Genomic DNA, 26,724 nt, shown 5'->3' on the forward strand with positions numbered 1-26,724 from the left:
CTGAGACCCCGCAGTGCGACAAGCACAACACGAAGGACTTACAAGCAGTCTCAGAGCGGCAATTTTAATTCACTCATCATCAGTTGTTCAGATGTTACTTTGATAAAACTTTTCTGTCCCGGCCTCTTTTATACATGATGAAAATAGTTAACACGTTTACATTCTTAAGGATTCTAAGATCAGAATGCTGAAATACCCAACTATAAAAAAGAACAGGGTATTTATTTATCGATGTCTTCCGGGGAATCCCGGCTCTCCACGGGTAAGAGTCATATCAGCGCTTACTGAAAAGCTGTATGCCCGATAAAGAAGCTTTGTACTTAATATAAATATGGAACAATCAAGTACCACCAACTCAGTGAATGTAACGCGACAGCCAAAGCCCATCCCCCGATGAGTTCTATACCCCTAAAAATGGCTGCCACCGCAAGAACTGATGCTGCACTGCCCAGCAATCCCGGCATAAAGAAAAAGGAAAGAATGGCCAATGCCAAGGCACCATAACCCAATAGCTTCGCACCTGCCAAGCCTGTATTTGCCGCCGCTCTTTCCCATTGTATATCGGGAGTAATTTCAGCTGCTGTTTCTTCCTTGACTGTCCCCCGGTGAAGTGTTGACTGCTGATATTTGTTAATATTTTTTTGACGGTCTTTCATGGTCATCCTCCTTGCATCCATTACATATGTTTAGTGTGCTTCCTCCACCGCTTTTCATCCATGTTACGTTTAATAAATATATGTTACAATACTCTTTAACAGTGTCTGATCAACAGTAAAGGAGTCACTACGTATGCAAAGAAGGTTTGGCATTGATATAGACGGTACTGTGACATGCCCTACATCACTGATTCCGTTTATTAATGAATCGTTTCAGCTGAATATCACATTGGATGATCTAACGGAATATGAGCTGAATAAGTGCCTTGATATTTCAGAGGACAAGTTATATCAATGGTTCATCCAGACAGAACCTAAAATATATGCAGAATCTCCGCTTGCTGAAGGAGCAAAGCCAGTCCTGAAAAAATGGGCCCATCAACATGAATTATATTTTATCAGCGCCCGTAGAGATGCTCTGCTTGATGTAACCGAAGCATGGTTCAAGCAACAGGATCTGGCGTATCACCATATTGAACTTATCGGAACACACGATAAAGTTTCCACAGCCCAAAAACATGATGTCGATATATTTTTTGAGGACAAACATGATAACGCAGTCGGGATTTCGGAAGAACTGGATATTCCGGTTATTTTGTTTGATACTCCTTATAACCGTAAACCAACACCTAAAAATGTCATCAGAGTTCATAACTGGCAGGAAGCCGAGAAAAAAGTCGAACTTCTATTTGGACGCGCCATCCACACATTATGATTTCATTTACCCTTATAGCCAAAAAAGAAGCCTAACCAACGGCTTCTTTTTTACATGCGGGACACTTCCCATATATCTCAAATTTATGGTCAGCAATATCATAGCCTTTCAGATCTTCTGTAACTTCTGTCATTGGGCAGGCATCAATCGCTTTGGAACTTCCGCACTTCAAGCAAATGAAATGATGATGGTGCCCTTCGTCTCTGCCGCAGGTATACCGGAAGTGTTTTTCTCCTGCCAGGTCCGTAGCTTCTAGGATCCCAAGCTCCAAAAATAGAGATAAGTTCCGATAGATCGTGTCAAAACTGACTCGGGGATAAACCTCCTGCATCATTTCAAGAATCTCTTTTGCTGTAAGATACTTGTTGCTGACAGCAAAAAGATCAAGGATCTGCTCTCTTTTATCGGTTAGTTTATATCCGCTTTCCTTTACTATTCGTATGGCTTCAGCAATATGCATGATATCACCTCAATGAAATTTCAGCTGAATCTGATGATAAATACGTTTATAGATAATTGCTCCAAGCAAAATCAAGATAGAAATGATAACAATGGTTCCTCCAGGAGCCAGGTCCAGGTAATACGCGCTGACCAACCCGCCTACCACAGCGGTTTCTCCAAATAGAATAGAAATAAAGATTGTTTTTTTAAAGCCGTTGGCCACCCTCATGCCTGCTGCCACCGGCAGAGACATGAGTGCCGACACGAGCAAAATTCCAACAATTCTTATGGATGCTGCTATTACCAAGGCAATCATGATAATAAAAACAAAGTGAATGAATTTGGAAGGAATTCCTGCAGCCTTCGCATGTTCTTCATCAAATGAAAGTAAAAATAATTCCTTATAAAGCAAAAAGACAACGACAATGACAACCACACTGATTGCTGCAATCACCCATAAATCGGTCCTCGTAACTGCACTGACACTCCCAAACAAATAGTTCAGAAGCTCCGTATTAAAACCGTCTGCGAGCGAAATAAAAATGACTCCTACACCAATACCCCCCGATAATATGATGGGAATCGCGAGCTCCTGATAATGTGAATAAACCGTTCTCAGACGCTCAATTAATATTGAACCGAAAACTGAAAAACCCATTCCCATGAAAAGCGGGTTCAGCCCTGAAAACAGAAGGGTCTTTTTACTCAGAAAAAGGCTAGCTGCAATTCCGGCAAGCGTTACATGGCTCAAAGCATCGGCAATCAAGGAAAGTCTTCGAACAACCAAAAACGTACCGAGCAAGGGAGCTATTATCCCAATTAACAGTCCAGTTATAAATGTATTCCGTAAAAACTCATATTCAAAAATCGCAGTGATCACATCTAACATCCACCTTTTGTCATCTAAAAAACATGTTGATCTGCTGTTCTAAACAATTCGCTCCTTACACGCTTATACTCCTCTGTTCCTCCATAAAACTGCACACAATTATTCAAGTAGACGACATGGTCTGCTTGACTTAATAAGGCATCAATATCATGGGAAACCATTAACAGTGTAATCCCCAATTCTTCTTTCAAAGCTTTCAAAATTCGAAAAAAAGATTGGACGTTTTTGGCATCGACTCCAACTGTCGGCTCATCCAGGATAAGAATCTCAGGACGTGAAACGATGGCACGTGCAATAAAAACACGCTGTTGCTGGCCCCCTGAGAGCTCCCCTATTTTTCGGTGCAAAAAGTCTTTCATGCCGACCTGCTCAACAGCCTGAATAATTTCCGCTTGATGTCCGGGGCGGAGAAAGCGAAACAATCCTATTTTCCCTGTTAATCCGCTGGCCACCACCTCAAATACACTGGCAGGAAAACCGGTATTAAAAGAATTAGCCTTTTGTGATACAAAGCCGATCTTTTCCCATTCCCTAAATTTAGACTGCTTTTGTCCAAATAAAGTTATTTCACCCTCGTCTGGTTTCAGCAGTCCAAGAACCAATTTCAGCAAGGTGGATTTTCCGGAACCATTCGGTCCGACAATCCCTACAAATGAACCTTTCGGTACCGATAAATTTATATCGTTTAGAACAACTTCCCGGTCATATTGAAAGCTGAGATGTTGAATATCAATAATTTTTTCGTCTGACATTTTCATTCATCCTTTTCGAATAGGAATCATTCCTATTTACAAAGTAAAAGTATACAGGAACTCTTTATATTTGTAAATGGATGAATGCATAGTTTTATGTCACAGCCTCACTCCTTCTCTCATAAGTATTGATAAAGGAGGTTTTCATATGAAATTGATTAAAAATATGGTGAACTACAAGTTGAATATAATTACGGCAGATGACCTGATGAGATATGCAAGTGAATTCAACATCCAAGTGACAAGGTCTCAAGCAGAGAAAATTGCCGGTTATTTACGAGGAAAGAACTTTGATCTATTTGACGATCATGTCCGTGGTCAAGTGATACGGGAAATCGCAAAAATAACGGGTCCCAAGACTGCCAGGGAAATCAACCGGCTATTTAATCAATTTACAAAATAAAACGGAAGGCGCCCTCCTATCGGCGGCAAGCAAAGGGATGGTATTCCGGTAAGAAAGCACCCTTTCCGGCATACAAAGCAAGCTGAATCTCTTCACGATGAGATCTGATAGATAACTTTACGAAGGGCTGACGGTAATGTCTTCACATCTTGGTATAGGAAACATGTTTCCCCGACCCGGCGGCTTAATATTTGCGCCGATGGAGCCTGGCCGGCCCAGGCCGTTATGTTTTTTCACTTCGCTTGACTTCCTGTATTTGTTGGTACCGGGACATTCTGTCAGCACCTTTGTCTGTTCGGCGGACTATGAAATTGTTCGTTGTGCTTGACAATGACACTTGTTGACTTAATATTTTGTTAAATAATATGTATTCTTACATAAAAAAGCCTGCTTTCAATGCTGAACCCCGAGTGTCAGATCTGGTTGATCTAACTCTCGAGAGCACATCAAAAGCAGGTTTCCAATTAATTAACTGGGATTTCTCCTGTTATTTTTTCGAGCAGATCCTCGTCGAAAGAACGGCTTCTAATCATTTCGATCTCATGCTTGTACGGTGCTTTTCTATTTTTTTTATCGGTTCCCACATATGGGGTTTCCAATATTTTTGGTACGTCCGCCAGCTGCGGGTGATGGATAATATAATCCAAAGCGGTGAATCCAATATGACCAAAACCAATATTTTCATGGCGGTCTTTACGAGCTCCCCGTTCATTTTTGCTGTCATTCACATGGACAACTTTAATTCGTTCAATACCAATCAGGCGGTCAAATTCATCTAATACCCCGTCAAAGTCATTTACAATATCGTATCCTGCATCATGGGTATGGCATGTATCAAAGCAAACAGAAAGCTTTTCATTATGTGTTACACCCTCGATGATTTGGGCAATCTCTTCAAATGATCGGCCGCATTCAGAACCTTTGCCTGCCATTGTTTCTAGCGCAATTTGTACATCCTGGTCCGGGGTCAGTACTTCGTTCAGTCCCTCTATGATTTTGTTAATCCCTTTTTCAGCACCTTCCCCTACATGTGCTCCCGGATGAAGAACAATTTGGCTGGCTCTCAAAGCACTTGTACGCTCAATTTCAGATTGAAGAAAATTAACGCCCAGCTCAAAGGTAGCAGGATTCACCGTATTTCCAATATTTATAATATAAGGAGCATGCACAATTACATCTTTTATCCCGTTTTCTTCCATATGGAGAATCCCGGCATCAATGTTTAGATCTTCAATTTTTTTTCTTCTTGTATTTTGCGGTGCGCCCGTGTAGATCATCATCGCATTCGCACCGTATGATGCTGCTTCTTCACTTGAGCCAAGCAACATTTTTTTTCCGCTCATGGACACATGTGATCCTATTTTCAACATGTTTTCCTCCCCCTTGATTTGCTTTATTTCTTTTTATTTTTTTGAAGCCTGCGCTGCCTTCTTTTCAGTCTTTCTATTTCTTCTGCCATTTTCTTTTTATATCCCGGCTTTACTTTTTTTGGCTTCCGCACATAAATATTCCCGGTATTTTCCTCTTTCGCCTTTACATGCATACGATTTATTCTGCGATTCCTGTCTGGAAGTGTCACCCATTCCCCATTACGCAAATCCTGATGGGAAAATGAAATTTCCATTTTTTCCAGGCGAACAATCGCATCTTCGTCAGAATGCTCATATATTACATAAGAAATACCCTGGTTACCTGCTCTGGCTGTCCGGCCTGAACGATGAATATAAAAATCAAGGTCTCTGGGAAGCTCATAATTGATGATATGGCTTACGCCCGGTATGTCAATGCCCCTTGCAGCCAAGTCAGTCGCAACAATGTATTGAAATTCAAGGTTGCGAACCTGTTTCATAATTCTTTTTCGTTCTCTCGGTGTTAAGCCTCCATGGATTCTGCCAACCTTTAGTCCATCCGTTATCAGTTGGTCCGCCACGAGATCAGCCATTTTTTTTGTATTTACAAAGACAATGGCCAAATATGGATTGATAAATCGAAGCATTTCATTCAAAAGATCAGTCTTTTTTCTGCTTCCCAAAGGAACGAGTACATGTTCAATTTGCTCCGAAGCCAGCTGGTTTGGTGTCGCCTGTTCAAACACCGGGTTTTCCATATATTTTTTTAGGAAAGGCTTCATCTTTTCAGGTATTGTAGCAGAAAAGACATACATTTCCAGGTTTTCCGGCATTCTTCCGGCTATATGATCCACATCATGGATAAATCCCATATCAAAAGTCAGGTCTGCCTCATCAATCACAAGCATATTTGCTTGATGTACAAAAAGCGCCTGCTCTCTTACAAGATCGTGAAGCCTGCCTGGAGTTCCAATCACAATATGGGGCTGCTGCTTTAATTTTTCAATATCACGCTGCTTATCAGTTCCCCCTGTATAGTTCCGGACGACAATTTCTTCGTCTTTATTGGCACTGGCAATGTTTAAGGCTTCCTGATAAATTTGGCTTGCCAGCTCTCTTGTAGGTGCAAAAATGACAGCCTGGACTTGACGGAGTGCAGGTTTGATCTTTTGAAAAATAGGCAGCAGATATGCATGTGTCTTGCCTGAACCCGTCTGCGACTGGCCTATGGCACTCTGCCCTTTTAATATAAGCGGGATCATTTTTCTTTGAATTTTCGTGGGCTGTTTAAACCCAAGTTCAGTGATGGCCTGGTGAATAAAAGGCTTAAATGGGTATTCCGTGAAACGGTAATCAGCCATTCTGCTCACTCCTTAAGTATAGCGACTTGCCGGATCGTTGAAACAGACTTAAGCCGTTCACTGCCCAGCTTGGCTTTTACATGCCAGTCTTTTATTATATATGATTCAATCTTCAACTACAACAATGAGGAAGGGTGGCTGACGCTTCTGTACGATGATGCATACCCTGTCATAACTAACGAATTGAGAAAGGAGGATAAGTATGCAGCCAAGACCATTCGGCGACTCGAGGCAGATGGGAATGTTTGGGCCGCATCGAGCTCCAAGAGGTCCCCATGTATTCGGCGGATTCCCTGCCGGTATGAGGCCTCCTCAAGGGATGAATAGGAGCGGAGGACTTCTGTCCAGTTTATTTCAGCGGCAAACACCTGCACAGACAGGATTATCTCCGGCGGGCATGTTTTCAAGAGCCCCTCAAACAGGCGGCGGCTTTTTACAGGGATTAACCAATCCCGGAAACATTCAATCCTTTTTAAATAACACCCAGCAAGTGATAAAAACCGCTCAGCAGATCGGTCCAATGGTACAGCAGTATGGGCCGCTTGTCAAAAACCTTCCTGCCATGTGGAAGCTTTATAAAGGATTTACCGCAAATCAGGATGAATCGAATGAAACAAAGCAGGAAAGCAAGGAGTTGCCAAGCTCCGGGACCTTCGAAGACTCTATAGAAAGTTCCTCTGAAGATCTAAAGCCTGTAAAAAACAGGCCATCAGGAGAATCTGTACCCAAATTATATATATAATTGTCCACAGCCGCCTCCAATTAGCAGCGGCTGTTGGCTTTTTAACAGTACTTCTATATAATAAAGAGAGGGTCATAATGTTTCAGGCAAATGCCTGGCTATAGTCAGGAGGATATACATGAAAATTATCAAGATTTCTCCCCGCGGTTATTGCTACGGTGTCGTTGATGCAATGGTTATCGCGCGGAACGCAGCTTTAGACAAGACTTTACCGCGCCCAATTTATATTTTGGGCATGATTGTTCACAACAAACATGTAACGGACGCTTTTGCCGAGGATGGTATCATTACGTTGGACGGGCCCAACAGAAAAGCTATTCTGGAAAAAGTCGATAAAGGAACGGTTATTTTCACTGCCCACGGAGTTTCTCCGGAAGTCCGGACACTCGCCAAGGAAAAAGGCTTGACCACGATAGATGCTACATGCCCGGATGTTTCAAGCACTCACAATCTGATTAAAGAAAAAGAACGCGAAGGATATGACATCATTTATATTGGAAAAAAAGGGCATCCTGAACCTGAAGGTGCAGTAGGTGTGGCACCTCATATAGTCCACCTTGTAGAATCAACTGATGACGTAGAAAAGTTGGATATTAAAAACGAAAAAGTGATTGTGACCAACCAGACAACGATGAGTCAGTGGGATGTCGCTCAAATTATGGAAAAAGTTCAAGAAAAGTACCCTCACGCCGAAAAACATAAAGAAATCTGCATGGCAACTCAAGTTCGGCAAGAAGCCGTTGCTGAGCAGGCCGGAGATGCGGACGTATTGATTGTTGTCGGTGATCCAATGAGCAATAACTCCAACAGGCTGGCACAGGTATCCGAAGAAATTGCAGGTACGAAAGCCTATAGGGTAGGCGATGTATCGGAAATAGAGCCTGAATGGCTGAAAGGTGCAGAAACCGTAGGAGTTACAGCAGGGGCTTCAACTCCCACACCTATTGTTAGAGAGGTTATTACATTTTTGGAGCAATTTGATCCGGATAATCCTTCAACTTGGGAAGGGAAAAATGTGGTTCCTCTAAGCAAAATATTACCGAAAGTCCGCAATCCAAAACTGAAAGTCAAATAGGAGTTATAGTATGAAAAAAGGCAGGAAATCCTGCCTTTTTTCATGTCCCATAATGCTCATCCTATCAGAGAAATGTAAATGGGTCTGTATTCGGCTCCGAAGGAATGAATTCGATCTCATATCCAAGTTCACGTGACCTGACTGAAAGAAGCCGGGCTACTCCTTTTTTCATTACTTTTTCTGCATGATGTCCCGGATCCACAATGTTTAAACCGATGTTTAATGCATCATGTCCTGTATGATAATAAAAATCCCCGGTTACATACACATCTGCCCCTTTTCTTTTGGCATGCATATAGTATTTGTTTCCATCGCCGCCAAGAACAGCCACTTTTCGTACCCGTTCGTCCAGGTTCCCGACGACACGCACCCCTTCCATTTCCAATGCTTTTTTCACATGGTCGGCGAACTCCCGAAGACTCATATCCTTATGTAGCTCTCCAATCCTCCCGAGACCCAGTTCCTCCCCTTTCACCATGAGGGGATATACATCATACGCGGGTTCTTCATACGGATGGGCTTTAAGCATGGCCGATAAGACCTTTTTTTCAAGGGACTCAGGATATATGGTTTCAATTTTAATTTCTTTAACTTCTTCCATCTTTCCCTTTTCACCAATAAACGGATCCGCTTCGCTTCCCGGCAAAAATCTCCCCGTTCCAGATGTTGAAAAAGAACAGTGGCTATAGTCTCCAATAAACCCGGCACCGGCATGACCGAGAGCCTCAAGCACTTGGGATGACTGCTTTACCGGGACAAAGACTGCCAGCTTTCTCAGTTTTTCTTCGTACGTCGGAACTAAAACAGAAACATTTTGCAATTGCAATGCTTCCGCCAGCATATCATTTACACCGCCCTTGGCAACGTCCAAGTTTGTGTGGGCGGCATACACTGCAATATCATGCTTGATTAACTTTTCTATTAATCGCCCTCCAGGCTCATCCGTAGTAATATTTTTTAATGGGCGGAATATGACGGGATGATGCGCTATAATGAGTTCTGCCTTTTTCTCAATCGCTTCATCAACAACATGTTCCAATACGTCTAAAGCAACAAGGACACGGGATATTTTCTTGTTTAGTGTTCCGACCAAAAGGCCGATCGGGTCACCCTCCATTGCATATTTCTTAGGTGCGAACTGTTCAAACATCTCAATGACTTGGAATCCATTCACTGTTTTCATCTGCTCAGTTCCTCCTTCACCATCATAATTTTTTGTAATAGCTCTTGTTTCTTCTTTTCTGTTTCAGGACGAGCCTGTGCGCGTTCTAGATGATCTAAAATCTCTTCCCAAGCTTTCAGCTCAGCTGACCATTTTTTTATAAAGACAGGGCCCTTTTTTGCCATCAACAAAGGACCGAGGAGAAGTTCCTTTTCGTTATAAGGGTGTTCCGGCACCCCTCTATCGCAAACAAGCACCTCATATATTTTTCGGTCTTCTTCAAGTATTTGTTCATCCGTCAGGGACCATCCATTTGGCTGCAGCCATCGCCTTATATGTTCAGCACCTATATTGGGCTGTAAAATCAGCCTGCTTACTCCGGGAAGTTTATCCTTCCCCCTTTCCAAAATACGGGAAATCAGGGGGCCGCCCATACCGGCTATGATAATGCAGTCGACTTCACCGGGTTGTATGACTTCCAACCCATCACCTTTACGAACATCGATCAGGTGGCCAAGACCTGCATGATCTACCTGATCCTTTGCAGACTGAAATGGTCCCTGGGCAATTTCACCCGCAACGGCGGACGAAGCGATTCCCTGCTTTACTGAATACGTCGGCAAATAGGCATGATCTGAGCCAATATCAGCAATCTTCATCCCTTTTTTAATATAATTTGCCACACAATGCAATCTTTTGGACAGTCCGTTTTCATTCATACATGTTACCGGCCTTTCTTTATAAAAAAAGTTCTTTGCTGATCAGCAAAGAACTTTTATCAGTTTATTCCAGGTTTGCCACCCATTCTGCCATGGCGTCAACATTTTCTGCCGGTACAAGCCCTCCGGGCATTCCGCCTCTGCCATTTACAAGAATGTCAGAGATTTCTTCTTTGGAAAGGCCTGTTCCGTGAAGACCCGGAACTGCACCGGCACCCTCCAAGTTCTCACCGTGACACGTAATACATGCCTGCTGGGCATACTGTTCCGGATCAAATGCTTCCGTTTGTTCTTCACCGCCGCCCTCTTGTTCTTGCGCAATTTCTTTTGCATCTCCAATCCCTTTAATCCCAAGGAAAAAAACAAGTACGAGGCCTGCAACCATAATTAAATAATATGGAACAATTGCATTTCGTTTCATGACTTACCCTCCTTATGTAATGAACGGTTGATAAATATAAATTATGCAAACATCTACATTCTACTCGAAAATGAGCAGAAGGGAAAGTCTTTCAGCTGATGTTTCAACTTTTTTCGATATTTGGACAAATAAAATGGCGGTTTGGTGTTAGTGACAACCAACTTCTCTAGCGATGACCATCCGTTGGACTTCAGATGTCCCCTCCCCAATTTCCAGCAGCTTGGCATCCCTCATCATGCGCTCCACCTCATATTCACGCATATAGCCATATCCGCCATGCAGCTGGACGGCTTCATTTGTTACAGCCATACAAACTTCTGAGGCAAACAACTTACACATGGAAGCTTCTTTTGCAAAAGGCCTGCCCTGGTCCTTAAGCCAGGCAGCTTTGTATACCAAATTGCGCGCTGCTTCTATTTTCAATGCCATATCTGCAATTTTAAATTGGGTGGCTTGAAATTTGGAAATCGGCTGCCCGAACTGTTTTCGCTCTTTCACATACGATAAGGCTTTATCATATGCCCCTTGTGCAATTCCAACAGCCATTGCTCCAATACCAATTCTCCCACCATCCAAAGTTTGGAGAAATTGTTTAAAGCCTTCCCCTTCTTTTCCAAGAAGATTCTCTTTATTAACCTTTACATTTTCCAATATGAGTTCCGTTGTGTCAGATGCATGCAATCCCATTTTCTCATATTCATTTCTAATAGTGAAGCCTGGGATATCTGTAGGTACGATAATCGCACTGATTTGTTTTTGGCCATTGCTTTTGCCTGTAACCGCAGTCAATGCCAAATGCTTGGCATAAGATGCATTTGTAATAAAAACTTTGCTGCCGTTGATGATAAAATATCCGTCTTTCAAAACAGCCGTTGTTTCCGTTCCCCCTGCATCAGAACCTGCATTGGGTTCAGTTAAGCCAAAAGCGCCGAGGGATTCTCCGGTACAAATGGGTGTTAAATATTTTTTCTTTTGATCTTCGGTACCAAACATATGAATGGGAGCGCCGCCAAGAGAAATATGAGCAGAATACGTGATACCGGTTGAGCCGCAAGCACGGCTTAGTTCCTCGGTTACTATGGCGAAACTCACTGTATCTGCCCCGGCACCGCCATATTCTTCAGGAAAAGGCAGGCCGAGCATCCCCAGTTCCCCGAGTTGTTTCATGATGTCCTTGGGAAATTCCCCGCTTCGGTCTCTATCAATCGCCCCAGGAGCCACTTCTTCCTTGGCAAACTCCTTGATTGTACGTTTAATTATACTCTGTTCAGAAGACAAATCAAAATTCACTTTGCCACCTCCCGGATTTTCGTATCCGCTTTCACCTCTATTATATGACTACTTTTTATATTTCCTCAAGGTCAATGGATATTATTTCCAAGACAGAAGCTTTATGAATATAATAATTTACGCCATTCATTTCAACTGTATTCATTTTATTTATTATTTTGATGTAGTAAATGCGGGAAAGGAAAATCAATCGACAATAAAAGCCAAAATCCCTGTTTGCAAAACATACAGCCATTGAGTAAAATAAGGGCAATCCAAAAGGAATGTATGCGTAATCATTTAGAGCACAGACGATATATTCCTAATGTGATCATCAGAGCTTCAGGCAACGCTTATGTAATTACGTACATGTAAGTACCGGGTGAAACAATAATAAAAGCCTCCCGTGGTCAGGAGGCTGCATCATCAAGATGGTTTTATTCAAGAAAGTCTTTCAAACGTTTGCTTCTGCTTGGATGGCGGAGCTTTCTAAGCGCCTTAGCTTCAATTTGCCTGATCCGTTCACGTGTGACACCAAATACTTTGCCCACTTCTTCCAACGTGCGGGTACGGCCGTCATCAAGACCAAAACGAAGGCGCAGTACATTTTCTTCCCTGTCCGTCAAAGTGTCCAGGACATCTTCAAGCTGCTCTTTCAACAGTTCGTAGGCAGCATGATCGGATGGTGAAGTAGCTTCCTGATCCTCGATAAAATCTCCGAGGTGGGAATCATCTTCTTCGCCTATAGGTGTTTCAAGAGAAACCGGTTCTTGGGCAATTTTTAATATCTCCCTGACCTTATCCGGTGACAAGTCCATTTCTTCAGCAATTTCTTCCGGAGTCGGTTCCCTTCCGAGATCCTGAAGCAACTGGCGCTGGACTCTGATCAATTTATTAATGGTTTCAACCATATGAACCGGAATACGGATCGTTCTGGCTTGGTCTGCAATGGCTCGGGTAATAGCCTGGCGAATCCACCATGTGGCATACGTACTGAACTTAAAACCTTTTCTATAGTCAAATTTCTCAACAGCTTTAATCAGGCCCATGTTGCCTTCTTGAATTAAGTCGAGGAACAGCATACCGCGTCCCACATACCGTTTTGCAATACTTACAACCAGCCTGAGATTAGCTTCAGCCAGTCTTTTCTTGGCTTCCTCATCACCCTGTTCAATTCTTTCGGCAAGCTCCACTTCTTCTTCTGCTGACAAAAGGTCTACTCGGCCTATTTCTTTCAAATACATACGGACAGGGTCATTGATTTTCACACCGGGAGGGACGCTTAAGTCATTCAGGTCAAATTCTTCTTCTTCTTTTTCAATTTCATCCGCATCTGGATCTTCATCGCTGTCTTCCTCGAGTACTTCCACTCCATGATGGCTTAACACTTCATAGAACTCATCCATCTGGTCTGAGTCAAGATCAAAATGGGCAAGATTGCCTGCAATTCGCTCATAAGTTAAAGTCCCTCGCTTTTTGCCTTGTTCAAGCAATTGTTCTTTCGCCTGATCGAGGGTTAGTTCATTTTCTGATACATTGGAACGTGCTTTTTCAGCCATACGTCCCCCTCCTTCCAAACATTTGGGCACCCGGTTATATATTTAACGATTTACGAAGGGCAATAATTTCTTGTGCAATGTCTAACGCCTTTTCAAAATTATTGCTTCTCTCCGCTTCTCTTTGTTCTGATTGTTTTTCTTTTATCATTAACATCTTTTCAAATTTCAACACATAATTGACACAATCTTTTATTTCCTTTTCACTGTCTTCATGATCCATCGCCATCATTTCTATTTCCGTCACAACGGAACGAAGCTTTTTATCCGGCAGATAGTCAAGAAACAACAATGGATCAGCCGGATTTCCTTCTTCAAGATATCCAAACAAATAGGTTACGATCGCTTGATGATCATCGTAATAAAACGGTCGATGATCAAGCATATCCATGATCCGATAGGCGGTTTCATCATCGCGCAGCATCCTCGCCAGCAAATACCTCTCGGCAGTCAGGTGAGCCGGCGGGATAGCCCGGCTTTTTTGCGGGACCGGCTGCTCTGCTACTTTCTTTCGCCTGTTTCTTTTTTCCTGGACTTGAACAAGCTGCTTTTGCTGTTTTTCCAGCACTTCAAGAGAAATGGAAAATTCTTCAGCAATCTGCCTTGTGTACAGCTCCCTTTCTATCGGATTGGAAAGCTGACTTAATTCAAACATGGCTTCTTCTATAAATTTCAGCTTTTCTCCTTCATTTTGCATATTCTTGCCGGTTCTATAATAATGAAGTTTGAAAGCAGTCCATGCCAATGCATTCCCTATGATATCTTTTTGAAATTTTCCCGAACCATATTTTTGAATATAATCATCAGGGTCCATACCCTGCGGAAGCAGGGCTGCTTTGACTTCCAACCCTTGTTCAGCCAACATGGCACCAGCACGGTTCGAAGCTTCCAACCCGGCCTGGTCTGAATCAAAACAAAGGATGATCGTATCGGTGAGCCTTTTAAGCAGTTGAACATGATCTTGTGTCAATGATGTACCCATGACGGCAACACCATTTTTTACATCCGCCTGGTCTGCTGATATGACATCCGCGAAGCCTTCAAACAGAACGGCGAATCCTTGCCTTCTGATTTCACTTCTGGCTTGATGGTAATTATATAAAAGTGAACTTTTATTGAAAACAGCCGTTTCCGGCGTATTCAAATATTTCGGGGAATCTTCGGGATTTACTGCTCTTGCTGAAAAAGCAATCATTTTGCCATGAGAATCAAACAATGGAAACATAATTCTGTTTCGAAAACGATCAAAAAATCCGTCACTACTTTCCCGTTTTATGAGCAAACCTGCTTTTTCAAGCTCTTCTTCCTGAAAGCCGCGTTGTTTCAAGTATTTTACCGCCATATCCCACTCAGGCAAAGAATAGCCAATTTTGAACTTTCTAATACCCTCTTCTGTAAATCCGCGGGATAGAAGGTACTCCAGTGCATCGGCGCCTTCTTTCGTATTTATTAATAAATGGTGGTATAACTTCCCTATCAACTCATGGGCATCCACCATTTTTTGCTGTTCTGCGGGATACCTTCCAGGCCGTGATTTCTCGGGATGGTCAATTTGAAGGGGAACCCCGCCCTTGCCGGCAATAACCGATACAGCCTCAATAAATGGGATTCCTTCAACATCCATGACAAAGTTGAATACATTTCCCCCGGCACCACATCCAAAACAATGGTATATTTGCTTTTCTGGCGCTACTGAAAAAGAGGGAGTATTTTCATTGTGGAAGGGGCACAGTCCGAAATAATTGCGGCCTTGTTTTTTCAGTTGGACGTAGTCACTGACAATATCAACAATATCTACAGACTGCCTGATTTCCCCAATTTTATCCTCTGGAATTCTTGCAGTCACCACTTCAACATCTCCATCTTTATATTTTCTCTTCTTCATTTACCAATATTCGACAAAAATTATCAAAAGCCTTTTGGAAACGATCCCGGTCTTCTGCTGTAAATGGCTTTGGTCCCTTTCCGTATTTTCCAAGCCTTCGATTTCTCGCTGCCAAATATCGAAAGTCTAGCGCCGTATCAATTGTTTCTTCCCTGTATTTCGTTCCCCTGGGTGAGAAGACATAAACCCCTTTGCGGAGGGCAAGGCTTGCAAGTCCAATGTCCTGCGTAACAATAATGTCTCCTTCATAAATATGGTTAAGGATATATATGTCACATGCCTCGCTGTCCGGATCAACGAAAATCCAATGATCCTCATCTTGTATAACTGAAGGTTTATGATTGTATGAGGCTACGAAAGTCACTTGAATTGAATATTTCTTGCCAATCAGTGAAATTTCATTTTTGACAGGACAGGCATCTGCATCGACAAATATCACCCTTTTTTTATGGGTATAATTAATTATTCTGCATCCCTCCGCAGATTCCTTCTTATTTTTTAATGTAAATTTCAAAATTGGATGAACAACAGAATCACAATAATTAGTGTATTCTCATACCTCGTTCTCTAACCCTGTTATTTCATATAAACGCAATTTTTTATTATACCTTAAAATGAGAGTTTTGCCCAGGGACTAGCCTCCGATTCATGAAACATGAAAAAGAGCGCAACATCAGCGCGCTCATTGATTATTTAATTTAAAATTAATAATAATATTGGCTGTTTCTTCTACCGCTTTATTGGTCACATCAATAATTTTACAGCCGATTCTTTCGGCGATTCTTTCAAAATGCTCGATTTCACGGCGGATCCTTTCAATATTGGCATAAATTGCACTGTCATCGAGGCCTAATGTCAGCAGCCTTTCCCGCCGGATCTCATACAGTTTTTCTGCACTGATTTTTAAGCCGATGCATTTTTTTGAATCAATTTTAAATAATTCTTCTGGCGGGTCCACTTCCGGAACAACTGGAACATTGGCCACTTTGTATCTTTTATGAGCCAAATATTGGGATAAAGGTGTTTTTGATGTCCTTGAAACTCCGATTAACACAATATCAGCCTTCAAAAGCCCTCTGGGATCACGCCCGTCATCATATTTAACGGCAAATTCGATCGCTTCCACTCTTTTAAAATAATCAGCATCCAATTTACGAGCAAGACCGGGCTCATTTAACGGCTTTTTATCAAACGTTTTTTCAAATGTATGAATAAGGGGGCCGAGCACATCGATGGCATGTACATCCAACGCTGTTGCTTTTGCAAGAAGGTATTCCCTGATTTCCGGTTTAACCAATGTAAAAACAATGATTCCGTTATTCATTTTTGCCAATGATAATACTTCATCAATATTCTCGTGTTCTTCAACATACGGAACACGCTTGATCACTGCATCGTGTTCGGAGAACTGGCTCATTGCTGCCTTTGTTACAAGCTCAGCCGTTTCACCCACGGAATCAGATACTACATATACCACTGATTCAGCCATGATTTTATCATCTCCCGTCATGTCACTAACCTTCTTGGTCGGCAAGCGCCACAAATGCTTTTGTTATATTCGTTTTAGTCAGCCTGCCGATTACTTCATAACCCTTGTCTGTCTCCTTTACAACGGGAACAGCATCGATCTGGGCATCGATTAATTTTTTGGCAACATCAATCAATAGATCATCTTTCTTGCACATGGTTATATTCGGCATTCTTGTCATGATGATGTTCACCGGCAGTGCAGATAATTCTTTTTGGCCCAGACTCGCTCTCAACAAGTCTTTTCTGGATAAAACCCCTGCCAAGTGATGGTTGTCATCCGTTACAAAAACGGTGCCTACATCTTCCAGAAAGATCGTTACAATCGCATCATAAACTGAAACATTTTCATTTACCACAACAGGGATAGATTGATAATCCTTGACAGTCAGTTTCTTCATACTCTCCGTGAGCAACTGAGTACCCGTTTTGCCTGTATAAAAATATCCGACCCTGGGCCTTGCATCCAAATATCCGGCCATTGTCAAAATGGCAAGATCCGGTCGCAGTGTCGCGCGTGTCAGGTTAAGCTTTTCCGCTATATGTTCACCTGTAATAGGGCCGTTTTCTTTTACAATTTCCAATATTTGATCCTGTCTTTTGCTGAGTTCGATCGTACTCACCACCTAAGGACATGAAATATGACATACTTATTATGATTAGTATATACTATTTTGCGCCCAAAGAGAAGATGAGTCATGCAGTCAGCTTATCCTATTTAACCTGGATTTCATTAACCATGGCAAAGCTTCCTATCAATTCCGAGAGCTTTCTCATTTGAGCTAAGCGGTTGTCTTTGACTTTATCATTTTCTGCCATAACCATCGTGTGATCAAAGTACGCTGAAATCACAGGCGTCAATGTTTTTAATGCAGAAAAGTGATGTTCTGCTCCGGCGTCTGAAAAAAGTTCCGCGATCTTCTTATATTCCTTATACAGTTCTTCCTCCTCTTTATTTTCAAAGAGGGTTGGATCGATATCATTTTCCTGATCTGATTTTTTTGCAATATTCATTACTCGTGACAGTGACTCAATCGTTTCTTTGAAATCATCGTCATTTCTATGGCTGTTTAATATCCGCGCTTTCTCCATTATATCCGGAGCCCCTGCCAATTCTCCGCCAATCACAGCTTCAATAATATCGTAGCGGACCTGCTGTTCCTGTAAAAGATGCTTGATGCGCAGCTTGAAAAATTGCTGCAGGCTTTCCATTAATGTTTCATTACTGACCTGTACATCTTCCTTCGTTATGTCAATCACCTGTTGGAGAAGTTCATTCAATGAAAAATTCCAGTTCTTTCCAACAAGAATTTGAACAACTCCCGTTGCATTTCGGCGAAGAGCGTATGGATCCTGGGATCCTGTTGGAATGAGGCCGATGGCAAATGCTGAAACAATTGTATCCAGCTTATCTGCTACCCCCACCAGAGCACCTGTAATCGATTCAGGAATATCATCTTTTGAGTGGCGCGGCTGGTAGTGTTCATGAACTGCTCTTGCAACCGTTTCTTCCTCTCCTTTTTGCCGGGCATATTTTTCTCCCATGACTCCTTGTAATTCGGGAAATTCATCAACCATATTTGTCACAAGATCAAACTTGCTGATGGCAGCAGCTCTTTCAGCCAATCTCCTTTCACGATCAGGCAGCTTAAGCATGTCACACAGTACGCGTGTAATTTTCTGTATCCTGTTCACTTTTTCGGAAAGTGTGCCGATTTTCTCATGATAAACAATCGTTTCAAGTTTTTTGAGTGCCTCACGGATATCAAGCTTTTGATCCTCTTCATAAAAGAACTCCGCATCAGCGAGTCTTGCCCTCAAAACTTTTTCATTTCCTCTGGCGACAGTCTCCAAATGGTCACGGCCGCCATTTCTCACTGAGACAAAGTATGGAAGCAAGCGTCCTTCAGCGTCTTTCACAGGGAAATAGCGCTGGTGAGTTTTCATGGAAGTAATCAGCACTTCTTCCGGTAAATCCAAATATTTTTCATCAAATGTTCCGTAAAAAGCCGTTGGAAACTCGACGAGATTAGTAACCTCTTCCAGCAAATCCTCCTCCATCAGAACGACCCACTGTTGATCTTTTTCCAGCTCTTTGATTTGCGATAGGATCATTTGCTTTCTTTTTTCAGCATCCGCAATGACAAATCGGCCTTTTAAAGCTTCCTCATATTCCTGAGGCTGTTCTATGACGACATCGTCGCCCAGAAAACGGTGCCCCCTAGTCTTATTCCCAGCCGTCACACCTGCTGTGGTAAAAGGTATAACTTCGCGGCCAAATAAGGCAAGCAGCCACCTGATAGGACGGACGAAACGAAGTGAATGGCTTCCCCATCTCATATGATTTGGAAAATGCAAGTTTGTTACGATATCTTTTAGACCAGGAAGGAGGTTGACAGTTTGCTCACCTTTAATAAATCGCTTAATGTGTGCATATTCAGTTCCTTTAATTTCTTTAAAATAAATATCGTCTGGTGACATCCCTTGGGAACGGCTGAACCCCAATGCTGCTTTTGACCAATTTCCGTCTTCATCCAATGCGATTTTTTTCGAAGGACCTTTAGATTCTTCTTCCTTATCTTTCTGTGATTCCGCAACATCCTGTACAAGAACTGCAAGCCTTCTGGGTGTGGAAAAAGTGGTCAGCCCACCATGTTCAATTCCATTTTCGTCCAGCCAGGCGAGAACTCTATCCTCGAGCTGTTGAATAGATCCTCGAATAAATCTTGCAGGCATTTCTTCTAAGCCAATTTCAAGTAAAAGATGACGGTTACTCATAACGGGCATCCTCCTGTTCGTGCTGTAAAATTGGAAATCCGAGTTTTTCCCTTTCCTCATAGAACGTTTTTGCCACATGGCGTGCCATATTTCTCATCCTTGCAATATAGGCGGTTCTTTCAGTTACGGAAATGGCTCCCTTCGCATCAAGCAGATTAAAGACATGTGAACATTTTAAAATATAATCATATGCCGGATGCACAAGACCCTCTTTCATTTGCCGTTCTGCTTCCTTTTCATACATGTTAAACAATTTGAAAAGCAGATCTTGATCAGACGTCTCAAATGCATACTTTGAATGTTCATACTCCGGCTGGAAGAAAATATCCCGAATCGTAAAACCTTCCGTCCATTCCAAATCGAACACATTGTCTTTCTCCTGGATATAAGAGGCAAGCCTTTCAATGCCGTAAGTCAATTCAACGGATACCGGTTTGCACTCCAAGCCGCCAACCTGCTGGAAATAAGTAAACTGCGTAATTTCCATACCATCGAGCCACACTTCCCATCCAAGCCCGGCACAGCCTAGAGATGGATTTTCCCAGTTATCTTCAACAAAGCGAATATCGTGTTCCTCCGGGTCAATACCAAGCTTTCGGATGGAATCTAAGTACATATCCTGGATATTGTCAGGAGAAGGCTTCATAATGACTTGAAATTGATGATGCTGATAAAGCCGGTTGGGGTTTTCCCCATATCGCCCGTCTGCCGGGCGCCTCGATGGCTCCACATATGCCACATTCCAAGGCTCGGGACCAATGGCTCTTAAAAATGTATAAGGGCTCATTGTTCCGGCCCCTTTTTCCACATCATAGGCCTGCATAAGTATACATCCATAATCCGACCAATGTTTCTGTAATGTCAATATCATTTCCTGAATATTCATGAATGCCACCCTTTCTGTAATGGTTAAATCAGCGGATGAAAAAAACTCCCGTCCCTATGCTCAATCATAAGCATAGGGACGAGAGTTACCCGCGGTTCCACCCTATTTGCCGGATTTTCCGGCCACTTTCATCTTCCCGCTCGGGACTGCCTTCACTGTACTTCCATGCCCGGCTCCCACCTTCCCGAGTTCGCTTGAATGGAGGACATACAGTTACTACTTTCCTTCTTAGCAGGCATATATGACTAACAACAAAAATAATGGAAAAAAAGCTGCTTGTCAACCTTTTCTTTAGAGCTTGTCCCGAAGAGAATCCAATTGGTCCAAAAATCGTTTGGATTTTAAAATCAACCCTGAATACTCATCATAATACATGTCTATCGCCTTTTTAAGTTCTTTTTTCGTCTCGGGTTTAACAGAGATGGTTCCAAGACGATTCAAGTCAAAATAGTAAAAGAGCCTGAGCAGCTTCACGGTGTTTTGAGATAATGGCAAGTAATGCGGATCCTTATGAATGCAGCGGTGGCAGATAAGGCCGTTTTCCTTAATTGAAAACCCAAATGTTCCTTCTGTCGCTCCACAGAGGGAGCATCTTTTCATTTCTGGATATAAACCAAGTACCTGCAGCATTTTCATTTCGAATATATTTGTGATAATCTCCGCATCATAGTCCTCACTGATATAATGGAGGGACTGGTAAAGTAATTCAAACAAATATGGGTTCGGTTCGTGATCCTGAGTACTTCTGTCAACCATCTCGACAATGTACGAGGCATAGGCAGTTTTAAAGATGTCCTCTTTTAATCCCCTGAAGGAAGAAACGATTTCCCCCTGCTGCAGTGTTCCTAAACCGCGCCCGGTTTGGATTAAAAAGTAACCGTATGTAAACAGCTGGGAAACGGAGGCAAGGCGGCTGTTTGTTTTTTTGGCCCCTCTTGCCATGGCGGAAATTTTTCCGGCTTCCCTGCTGTATATGGCTGTAATTTTATGTGATTCACCATAATCAGTCGTTCGGACGATAATGCCTTCAAATTTCTCCAACATGTCATTAACCCCTTTAACAGTATCATACTGTATCGGGAGACTTAAAAAAAGTAAAATAGCCGGTCAGGAAACAGGGTGATCGATCACATCAGGGTTATCGGAATTCGGCAGAGTATTCATCATGCGTTCTTCTTTCTCCAGTTCTTTGAGAAGCAAGTAAATATCAATATTCCCTGTCTTCTTAAAAAGCTTCCAAGTTAACTCATACATTTGAATCCCGCCTTTCATTATGATGGTTGCTGTACTAATAGGATTGTCCATGTGCCTCGGGGTGATTCAACGTAAAAAATGTTAAAACAAACCAATTCCCTAATAATCATCCTCTGTAAAACCAAAATCTCTCAAATAAAAAGATTTATTCCGCCAATCTTTCTGAACTTTTACCCATAATTCAAGAAAAACTTTTGAACCAAGCAGATTTTCTATATCCTTCCGGGCTCGCTGTCCAATTTCTTTCAGCATCTTGCCTTGTTTTCCGATAATAATTCCTTTTTGAGAATCTCGTTCTACCACAATCGTGGCCATGACATGAATCAAATCTTTATACTCTTCTTTCTTCATCTGGTCAATAACTACAGCGATTGAATGCGGAACCTCTTCCCTTGTCAGATGCAAGGCTTTTTCACGGATCAGCTCCGCTGCGATAAATCTCTCCGGATGGTCCGTCACCTGGTCCGCAGGGTAATATTGGGGTCCTTGCGGCATGTACTCCTGAATCTGCTGAAGCAGCCGGTCCACGTTATTCCCTTCCAATGCAGATATCGGTATGATTTCCTTAAATGGATACATTGCCCTGTACTGATCAATCAATATCATTAATTGATCAGGGTGAACTTTATCGATTTTGTTCAGTACCAGAAACACGGGTGTGTTCACATTTTTCAGCTGCTCAATAATAAATTCATCACCGCGTCCATAGCCTTCTTCAGCATTGACCATGAATAAGATGATATCCACTTCTTTAAATGTATTGATGGCAAGCTTAATCATAAAATCTCCAAGTTTGTGTTTTGGCTTATGAATACCTGGAGTATCAATAAAAATCATTTGGGCTTCGTCTGTAGTCAGCACTCCCTGTACTTTGTTCCGTGTAGTCTGTGGTTTATCACTCATAATTGCAATCTTTTGTCCGATCACCCGGTTCAAGAAAGTTGATTTGCCGACATTTGGCCTGCCGATAATAGAAATAAAACCTGATTTGTAACCTTTTTCGCTTTTATTCATGCAGATCACCTGCCGCAAAAGCAAATGGCAATAAATCTTTGACTGTAACTTTTTGAATCTGGTCCCGACGGTTTGCCAGCACTACAGTCATATTTTCCGGACAATGCTCTGAAATTACTTGCCTGCATGACCCGCACGGAGGAACCGGGCGGTCGGAATCAGCTGTAACAGCCAGCATTTTAAAGGATGTAACACCCTCTGAAAGCGCTTTAAATATTGCAGTTCTTTCTGCGCAAATCGTCAGGCCGTAAGCAGCATTTTCAATATTACAGCCCTTGTATACGGTACCGTCTTCTGCAAGAAGTGCAGCACCGACCTGGAACTTTGAATATGGAGCATAAGCTTTTTCCTTGGCTGCCTCGGCTTCTTTAATGAGTTGTTCTTCATTCATGAATACTATTCTCCTGTCTTACCACAATTGTACTATATTTCCGCAAAAAAAGTTATCCCTTTTCAAATAAATTTTTTGATAATTGCCACGAATGACGATTATCATTTAAGGATGTGAAATAATTTTATCTGAATGCGGCGGGAGTTTCAAATAAAAACAAGCAAAAAAATTTTTCTTTAACTTTGGTATAAACAATTATATATAGGAAAAGGCAAATACCTTACTTAAGGAAAATAAAGAAACACGTAATGAAGGCTGTCCCAGAAGGCCACATCGTGGTTTCAGACTGTACCAGGTCGTAATTTCAGTTGGGCGTCTAAACAAATGGGCGGGTGCGCTGAGATCAGTCATTTATTTCCTTCCCAAGCCAAAAAAACTGCCTGAGGCAGTTTTCTAAAATAAGGCAGCGAATTTAGGGAGGAAGATTACACTCCCGATGACTATACTCATCAGGGCATACACCAAAACAGCACCTGCGGCCAAATCTTTAGCCTGTTTAGCAACCGGACTGATTTCTTTTGAATGATGGTCCACTGCCCTTTCTATTGCTGTGTTCATTAGCTCTAAAGAAAACATCCCAAATATACAAATGATGATAAACAGCCATTCGATTTTGTTCAGTTGCAGCAGGATACCGCAAACCATAACAGCCAGTGCAGCAAGTACGTGGATTTGAAAGTTCTTTTCGTTTTTTATTGCATACAAAATCCCCTGAAAGGCATATGTAAAGGATTTGGCCAGGCGGCGCAAGGAGAAAGGGTGATTATCTTTCCAGGCCATAGCTTTTCAATATATCCTCCTGCTTTTTAAACATACGTTTCTCATCTTCAGGATTCATGTGATCGTAGCCGAGAAGGTGTAAAAAACCATGTACAGCCAGAAAGCCCAGCTCACGGGCAAAAGAATGTCCGTAGTCTTCCGCCTGTTTTTCAGCAGTTTCAATAGATATAACAATATCGCCCAACATTCTGGGCATATGGTCAACACCGGATATCTCCATCTCTCCCTCCCCTATTTCTTCCATTGCAAATGAAATCACATCGGTTACTGAATCTTTGCCTCTATACGTTTTGTTTAATTCCCGGATGGACTCGTCTGAAACGAATGTGAGGGAAAGTTCACTGTCGTTTTCAATATTCTCCACCCGTGCCGCATAGGCCAGAAGTTCCTCCAGTAATTGGAACTCCTCTTCAGTTACTTTTTCTGTCTCGTCGATAAAATCTATGGCCAAACTCATTCTACATCACCTTCTGTTCATTATTCCCAGGATATTCAATCCTTGAGTGAAAAAAACCGCTTAACGTTTCACAAAATGTGGATTTAATTTGCTCCAGCTGTTTAATTGTAATGTCGCATTCATCCAGCTGCCCGTCAAGAAGCCGGTCTTGTACGATTGAATCGACTAATGATTGTATAGCCGCTGGAGTCGGGTTCTTTAATGAACGAACGGCTGCTTCTACACAATCTGCCAAACTGATGACGGCAGCTTCCTTGGATCTTGGTTTCGGGCCGGGATACCGGTATTCGGATTCCTCTGCCTCCTGAAACTGTTCCTTTGCCTTATAATAAAAGTATTTCAGAAGTGTGTTCCCATGATGTTGTTCCGCTATGTCAATCAATTCCTTCGGCATTTTATGTTTTCTCAATTCTGCAGCCCCGTCGGCAGCATGTGCGATGATAATATCTTTGCTTGTTGCAGGATTAAGTTTATTATGCGGATTTTCCATACTCATTTGGTTTTCTATAAAGAAATGCGGCCTCTTTGTTTTTCCAATATCGTGATAATATGCGCCTACCCTTGCGAGCAAGCCATTGGCTCCAATTGTTTCACATGCAGCCTCCGCCAAATTCGCAACCATGACACTATGATGATAAGTCCCCGGGGCTTCGATGAGTATTTTTTTCAAAAGCGGATGATTCGGGCTGGATAATTCAAGCAGCCTCATTGTAGATAAAATCCCAAAGCCTGCTTCCAAAAATGGAAGAATCCCCATGGTCAATATTGCGGACAGTATGCCTGATACCCCTCCAAACAGAAGGTAATAGAAGTATTCCAAATGGCTTATTTGTCCGCTGCGGATGAATAACAGGAAAAATATCAGCAGTATATTAACGCAAGCAATCATCAAACCTGCCCTTAATAAAGTCAAACGTTCATTTCTTTCAGACAGAAACAGGATGCCGGCGAGTCCGCTAAATAATATATAGAGGGCTATTTCCACATGAATGGTTCCTGAAATCCCACCATGGAAAACAATACTTCCGCATGCTGCCAGCAGCATGGCGGTGATTAACGCAAATCGTTCATTGACCATGACTCTGATCAGCATAGGGGCAACAGCTGCCGGGTAAATATAAGCAATCCCGGACTGATGATGTTGTTCAATCCAACCAAATATCTTCATAACTGTTAAAGCACCGATGAATACAATGGCTACAAGAAGTAATTGGGACAGTTTTTTATCCTCAACTACCTTCAATTTCGTAAAAGGAAGATACAGGGCTCCCATACAGAGCAACACAAAAATAGCCAGGCCTGCAAAGGGCTGCACAGTCGGAGTGCTCTTCAATAGTCCAAGCATTTCTAACTGGCGGTAAATATCCCTGTCAATTAAATGTCCTTCTTGCACAATCACCTGGCCTTGCAAAATTTTAACTGGTTCAACTTCCTCCATTGCCTGCTGCTGTTTTTCTTCAGTCAGCGCAGGGTCATATATGTCATTCGGAACGATCGCATATTTCCCGAGTTCCCTAGCAGCCTCTTCTACATTTTTCTCCAAGGCCGCTGCTTCAATACGGGAATTGATTGCAGATCTTTCCCTCTCCAATTGCTCTTCTCTGATTTTTCTGTCCATAATGGCTTCAACATTTGCAATCAATACGGTACGTGCCTTTTCCAGGTCCTCCTCATCAGCCTCCAGCAGCCGGGTAAGTGATCGATCCGAAATGGATTCTGTCACATCTTCCGTTACATCAGCCGTCAGCTTGGTCTTTAATAAAGAAAGCTTGGAAGAGTTGGAGTGCTTACTTTTTGAATCTTCTTCCTCCTGATTCACTTCCTTAACAAAATCAAATATCGAAGTCAGAAGCAGCACCCTATTTTGTGCGGTTTCCTTGTTATGTACATATACTTCTTCAACCTCTTCTGCCGCCCTCTTTCGTTCTTCAGCTGTTTTTTGTTCATCTTCAATCGTTTTAGGTGAGCGGATGGTTTTATCAGCAATAGAAAATAGCTCCATATTATATGTCTCAGGTTTGACATTCGTAAAAAGGATGGCAAATATTAAAAGACCCAACAGCAAAAATATAAGGCTTGTAAACACCTTATAACTAAGAATCTTTCGCAAATTTTTAATATGCTCCTGAAAGTTCATGGATCTTCCCCCACCTTTTACGAAAAGGATATAAAAAGGATATATAAGTACAATATAGCAGTTTGGGAGCTCAAAGACACTACTATTTTTCGAAACATGATGAGT

General features: G+C 42.2%; 28 protein-coding genes. 4 read left to right on the top strand and 24 right to left on the bottom strand.

Translation table 11 applies throughout. The features are described 5' to 3' along the window. Positions 1-320: 320 nt before the first annotated feature. Positions 321-656, bottom strand: coding sequence for a hypothetical protein (locus tag ACFSCZ_RS01460; protein WP_380771814.1), 336 nt, complete (start codon positions 654-656; stop codon positions 321-323). Between the two features lie 133 nt (positions 657-789). Here ACFSCZ_RS01460 and ACFSCZ_RS01465 point away from each other — a divergent pair, with 133 nt between their 5' ends. After that, positions 790-1,371, top strand: coding sequence for a 5' nucleotidase, NT5C type (locus tag ACFSCZ_RS01465; protein WP_380771816.1), 582 nt, complete (start codon positions 790-792; stop codon positions 1,369-1,371). A 31-nt stretch (positions 1,372-1,402) separates the two neighbouring features. On the opposite strand, the gene ACFSCZ_RS01470 is transcribed toward ACFSCZ_RS01465, so the two are convergent. From ACFSCZ_RS01470 to ACFSCZ_RS01480, 3 genes are read right to left on the bottom strand one after another with little or no spacing between them, the layout of a single operon-like run. Continuing rightward, a complete protein-coding gene (locus tag ACFSCZ_RS01470; RefSeq protein ID WP_380771818.1) occupies positions 1,403-1,831 on the bottom strand; it encodes a Fur family transcriptional regulator in 429 nt (142 codons plus the stop codon). A 9-nt stretch (positions 1,832-1,840) separates the two neighbouring features. Beyond that, a complete protein-coding gene (locus tag ACFSCZ_RS01475; RefSeq protein ID WP_380771820.1) occupies positions 1,841-2,692 on the bottom strand; it encodes a metal ABC transporter permease in 852 nt (283 codons plus the stop codon). Positions 2,693-2,715: 23 nt separating this feature from the next. After that, a complete protein-coding gene (locus tag ACFSCZ_RS01480; RefSeq protein ID WP_380771822.1) occupies positions 2,716-3,453 on the bottom strand; it encodes a metal ABC transporter ATP-binding protein in 738 nt (245 codons plus the stop codon). A gap of 148 nt (positions 3,454-3,601) precedes the next feature. On the opposite strand from ACFSCZ_RS01480, the gene ACFSCZ_RS01485 reads away from it, so the two are divergent. After that, on the top strand, positions 3,602-3,856 hold the full coding sequence (locus ACFSCZ_RS01485; protein ID WP_380771823.1) for a DUF2624 domain-containing protein: 255 nt from the start codon (positions 3,602-3,604) through the stop codon (positions 3,854-3,856). A gap of 464 nt (positions 3,857-4,320) precedes the next feature. Here ACFSCZ_RS01485 and ACFSCZ_RS01490 read toward each other — a convergent pair whose 3' ends face one another. Together ACFSCZ_RS01490 and ACFSCZ_RS01495 are read right to left on the bottom strand one after the other, a co-directional pair. Further along, the gene (locus ACFSCZ_RS01490; RefSeq protein WP_380771825.1) at positions 4,321-5,226 is read right to left on the bottom strand and encodes a deoxyribonuclease IV; all 906 of its coding nucleotides are present in this window, start codon (positions 5,224-5,226) and stop codon (positions 4,321-4,323) included. A gap of 23 nt (positions 5,227-5,249) precedes the next feature. Then, a complete protein-coding gene (locus tag ACFSCZ_RS01495; RefSeq protein ID WP_380771827.1) occupies positions 5,250-6,566 on the bottom strand; it encodes a DEAD/DEAH box helicase in 1,317 nt (438 codons plus the stop codon). A 202-nt stretch (positions 6,567-6,768) separates the two neighbouring features. On the opposite strand from ACFSCZ_RS01495, the gene vrrA reads away from it, so the two are divergent. Next, entirely contained in the window at positions 6,769-7,308 is a 540-nt protein-coding gene (gene vrrA, locus ACFSCZ_RS01500; protein WP_380771829.1) for a VrrA/YqfQ family protein, read from the top strand. A 118-nt stretch (positions 7,309-7,426) separates the two neighbouring features. Next, a complete protein-coding gene (locus tag ACFSCZ_RS01505; protein WP_380771831.1) occupies positions 7,427-8,383 on the top strand; it encodes a 4-hydroxy-3-methylbut-2-enyl diphosphate reductase in 957 nt (318 codons plus the stop codon). Between the two features lie 64 nt (positions 8,384-8,447). Here ACFSCZ_RS01505 and ACFSCZ_RS01510 read toward each other — a convergent pair whose 3' ends face one another. The 18 genes from ACFSCZ_RS01510 to ACFSCZ_RS01595 all read right to left on the bottom strand — a co-directional run bounded on the left by ACFSCZ_RS01510 (position 8,448) and on the right by ACFSCZ_RS01595 (position 26,619). Then, the gene (locus tag ACFSCZ_RS01510; protein WP_380771833.1) at positions 8,448-9,566 is read right to left on the bottom strand and encodes a Nif3-like dinuclear metal center hexameric protein; all 1,119 of its coding nucleotides are present in this window, start codon (positions 9,564-9,566) and stop codon (positions 8,448-8,450) included. Then, entirely contained in the window at positions 9,563-10,264 is a 702-nt protein-coding gene (locus ACFSCZ_RS01515) for a tRNA (adenine(22)-N(1))-methyltransferase (RefSeq protein ID WP_380771835.1), read from the bottom strand. Before ACFSCZ_RS01515 ends, ACFSCZ_RS01510 begins: the two co-directional genes overlap by 4 nt. A gap of 64 nt (positions 10,265-10,328) precedes the next feature. Further along, a complete protein-coding gene (gene cccA / locus ACFSCZ_RS01520) occupies positions 10,329-10,685 on the bottom strand; it encodes a cytochrome c550 (RefSeq protein WP_380771836.1) in 357 nt (118 codons plus the stop codon). 147 nt (positions 10,686-10,832) lie between these two features. After that, a complete protein-coding gene (locus ACFSCZ_RS01525) occupies positions 10,833-11,975 on the bottom strand; it encodes an acyl-CoA dehydrogenase (RefSeq protein ID WP_380771837.1) in 1,143 nt (380 codons plus the stop codon). A gap of 416 nt (positions 11,976-12,391) precedes the next feature. After that, the gene (gene rpoD / locus ACFSCZ_RS01530) at positions 12,392-13,513 is read right to left on the bottom strand and encodes an RNA polymerase sigma factor RpoD (RefSeq protein ID WP_380771839.1); all 1,122 of its coding nucleotides are present in this window, start codon (positions 13,511-13,513) and stop codon (positions 12,392-12,394) included. Positions 13,514-13,547: 34 nt separating this feature from the next. Then, complete coding sequence (gene dnaG, locus ACFSCZ_RS01535; protein WP_380772169.1) at positions 13,548-15,356, bottom strand: DNA primase; 1,809 nt, start codon at positions 15,354-15,356, stop codon at positions 13,548-13,550. 19 nt (positions 15,357-15,375) lie between these two features. Continuing rightward, the gene (locus ACFSCZ_RS01540) at positions 15,376-15,834 is read right to left on the bottom strand and encodes a YaiI/YqxD family protein (protein ID WP_380771841.1); all 459 of its coding nucleotides are present in this window, start codon (positions 15,832-15,834) and stop codon (positions 15,376-15,378) included. 243 nt (positions 15,835-16,077) lie between these two features. Further along, entirely contained in the window at positions 16,078-16,884 is an 807-nt protein-coding gene (locus ACFSCZ_RS01545) for a pyruvate, water dikinase regulatory protein (RefSeq protein ID WP_380771843.1), read from the bottom strand. Positions 16,885-16,909: 25 nt separating this feature from the next. Further along, positions 16,910-17,548: a helix-turn-helix transcriptional regulator gene (locus tag ACFSCZ_RS01550; RefSeq protein WP_380771845.1), complete on the bottom strand. Its 639-nt coding sequence runs from the start codon at positions 17,546-17,548 to the stop codon at positions 16,910-16,912. Positions 17,549-17,636: 88 nt separating this feature from the next. Further along, a complete protein-coding gene (glyS, locus tag ACFSCZ_RS01555; protein WP_380771847.1) occupies positions 17,637-19,700 on the bottom strand; it encodes a glycine--tRNA ligase subunit beta in 2,064 nt (687 codons plus the stop codon). Continuing rightward, positions 19,693-20,586: a glycine--tRNA ligase subunit alpha gene (gene glyQ / locus ACFSCZ_RS01560; RefSeq protein WP_380771849.1), complete on the bottom strand. Its 894-nt coding sequence runs from the start codon at positions 20,584-20,586 to the stop codon at positions 19,693-19,695. Before glyQ ends, glyS begins: the two co-directional genes overlap by 8 nt. A 291-nt stretch (positions 20,587-20,877) precedes the next feature. Then, a complete protein-coding gene (gene recO, locus ACFSCZ_RS01565) occupies positions 20,878-21,630 on the bottom strand; it encodes a DNA repair protein RecO (protein WP_380771851.1) in 753 nt (250 codons plus the stop codon). A 63-nt stretch (positions 21,631-21,693) separates the two neighbouring features. Then, positions 21,694-21,840: a YqzL family protein gene (locus ACFSCZ_RS01570; protein ID WP_380771853.1), complete on the bottom strand. Its 147-nt coding sequence runs from the start codon at positions 21,838-21,840 to the stop codon at positions 21,694-21,696. A 99-nt stretch (positions 21,841-21,939) separates the two neighbouring features. Next, the gene (era, locus tag ACFSCZ_RS01575; protein WP_380771855.1) at positions 21,940-22,854 is read right to left on the bottom strand and encodes a GTPase Era; all 915 of its coding nucleotides are present in this window, start codon (positions 22,852-22,854) and stop codon (positions 21,940-21,942) included. Next, a complete protein-coding gene (locus tag ACFSCZ_RS01580; RefSeq protein ID WP_380771857.1) occupies positions 22,847-23,245 on the bottom strand; it encodes a cytidine deaminase in 399 nt (132 codons plus the stop codon). Before ACFSCZ_RS01580 ends, era begins: the two co-directional genes overlap by 8 nt. A gap of 393 nt (positions 23,246-23,638) precedes the next feature. Continuing rightward, positions 23,639-24,025 carry a diacylglycerol kinase family protein gene (locus ACFSCZ_RS01585; RefSeq protein WP_380771859.1) on the bottom strand — a complete coding sequence of 129 codons (387 nt, stop codon included), beginning with the start codon at positions 24,023-24,025 and terminating at the stop codon, positions 23,639-23,641. Then, the gene (gene ybeY / locus ACFSCZ_RS01590) at positions 24,009-24,482 is read right to left on the bottom strand and encodes an rRNA maturation RNase YbeY (RefSeq protein ID WP_380771862.1); all 474 of its coding nucleotides are present in this window, start codon (positions 24,480-24,482) and stop codon (positions 24,009-24,011) included. Before ybeY ends, ACFSCZ_RS01585 begins: the two co-directional genes overlap by 17 nt. 1 nt (position 24,483) lies before the next feature. Beyond that, entirely contained in the window at positions 24,484-26,619 is a 2,136-nt protein-coding gene (locus ACFSCZ_RS01595; protein ID WP_380771863.1) for an HD family phosphohydrolase, read from the bottom strand. Positions 26,620-26,724 lie beyond the last annotated feature (105 nt).

The sequence above is a fragment of the Siminovitchia sediminis genome, assembly GCF_042680885.1.
Lineage (GTDB): Bacteria > Bacillota > Bacilli > Bacillales > Bacillaceae_C > Siminovitchia > Siminovitchia sediminis.

Excerpts from the sequence above, each read along its gene's own strand:
- ACFSCZ_RS01490 (WP_380771825.1), bottom strand. The coding sequence starts at position 5,226 with ATGTTGAAAATAGGATCACATGTGTCCATGAGCGGAAAAAAAATGTTG.
- glyS (WP_380771847.1), bottom strand. The coding sequence starts at position 19,700 with ATGAGTAACCGTCATCTTTTACTTGAAATTGGCTTAGAAGAAATGCCT.
- ACFSCZ_RS01595 (WP_380771863.1), bottom strand. The coding sequence starts at position 26,619 with ATGAACTTTCAGGAGCATATTAAAAATTTGCGAAAGATTCTTAGTTAT.
- ACFSCZ_RS01470 (WP_380771818.1), bottom strand. The coding sequence starts at position 1,831 with ATGCATATTGCTGAAGCCATACGAATAGTAAAGGAAAGCGGATATAAA.
- ACFSCZ_RS01480 (WP_380771822.1), bottom strand. The coding sequence starts at position 3,453 with ATGTCAGACGAAAAAATTATTGATATTCAACATCTCAGCTTTCAATAT.
- ACFSCZ_RS01505 (WP_380771831.1), top strand. The coding sequence starts at position 7,427 with ATGAAAATTATCAAGATTTCTCCCCGCGGTTATTGCTACGGTGTCGTT.
- cccA (WP_380771836.1), bottom strand. The coding sequence starts at position 10,685 with ATGAAACGAAATGCAATTGTTCCATATTATTTAATTATGGTTGCAGGC.
- ACFSCZ_RS01460 (WP_380771814.1), bottom strand. The coding sequence starts at position 656 with ATGAAAGACCGTCAAAAAAATATTAACAAATATCAGCAGTCAACACTT.
- rpoD (WP_380771839.1), bottom strand. The coding sequence starts at position 13,513 with ATGGCTGAAAAAGCACGTTCCAATGTATCAGAAAATGAACTAACCCTC.
- ACFSCZ_RS01510 (WP_380771833.1), bottom strand. The coding sequence starts at position 9,566 with ATGAAAACAGTGAATGGATTCCAAGTCATTGAGATGTTTGAACAGTTC.
- ACFSCZ_RS01570 (WP_380771853.1), bottom strand. The coding sequence starts at position 21,840 with ATGTATGAGTTAACTTGGAAGCTTTTTAAGAAGACAGGGAATATTGAT.
- ACFSCZ_RS01485 (WP_380771823.1), top strand. The coding sequence starts at position 3,602 with ATGAAATTGATTAAAAATATGGTGAACTACAAGTTGAATATAATTACG.
- era (WP_380771855.1), bottom strand. The coding sequence starts at position 22,854 with ATGAATAAAAGCGAAAAAGGTTACAAATCAGGTTTTATTTCTATTATC.
- glyQ (WP_380771849.1), bottom strand. The coding sequence starts at position 20,586 with ATGAATATTCAGGAAATGATATTGACATTACAGAAACATTGGTCGGAT.
- ybeY (WP_380771862.1), bottom strand. The coding sequence starts at position 24,482 with ATGAGTTTGGCCATAGATTTTATCGACGAGACAGAAAAAGTAACTGAA.
- ACFSCZ_RS01585 (WP_380771859.1), bottom strand. The coding sequence starts at position 24,025 with ATGGCCTGGAAAGATAATCACCCTTTCTCCTTGCGCCGCCTGGCCAAA.
- recO (WP_380771851.1), bottom strand. The coding sequence starts at position 21,630 with ATGTTGGAGAAATTTGAAGGCATTATCGTCCGAACGACTGATTATGGT.
- vrrA (WP_380771829.1), top strand. The coding sequence starts at position 6,769 with ATGCAGCCAAGACCATTCGGCGACTCGAGGCAGATGGGAATGTTTGGG.
- ACFSCZ_RS01515 (WP_380771835.1), bottom strand. The coding sequence starts at position 10,264 with ATGAATGAAAACGGACTGTCCAAAAGATTGCATTGTGTGGCAAATTAT.
- ACFSCZ_RS01580 (WP_380771857.1), bottom strand. The coding sequence starts at position 23,245 with ATGAATGAAGAACAACTCATTAAAGAAGCCGAGGCAGCCAAGGAAAAA.
- ACFSCZ_RS01495 (WP_380771827.1), bottom strand. The coding sequence starts at position 6,566 with ATGGCTGATTACCGTTTCACGGAATACCCATTTAAGCCTTTTATTCAC.
- ACFSCZ_RS01465 (WP_380771816.1), top strand. The coding sequence starts at position 790 with ATGCAAAGAAGGTTTGGCATTGATATAGACGGTACTGTGACATGCCCT.
- ACFSCZ_RS01545 (WP_380771843.1), bottom strand. The coding sequence starts at position 16,884 with ATGGCTGAATCAGTGGTATATGTAGTATCTGATTCCGTGGGTGAAACG.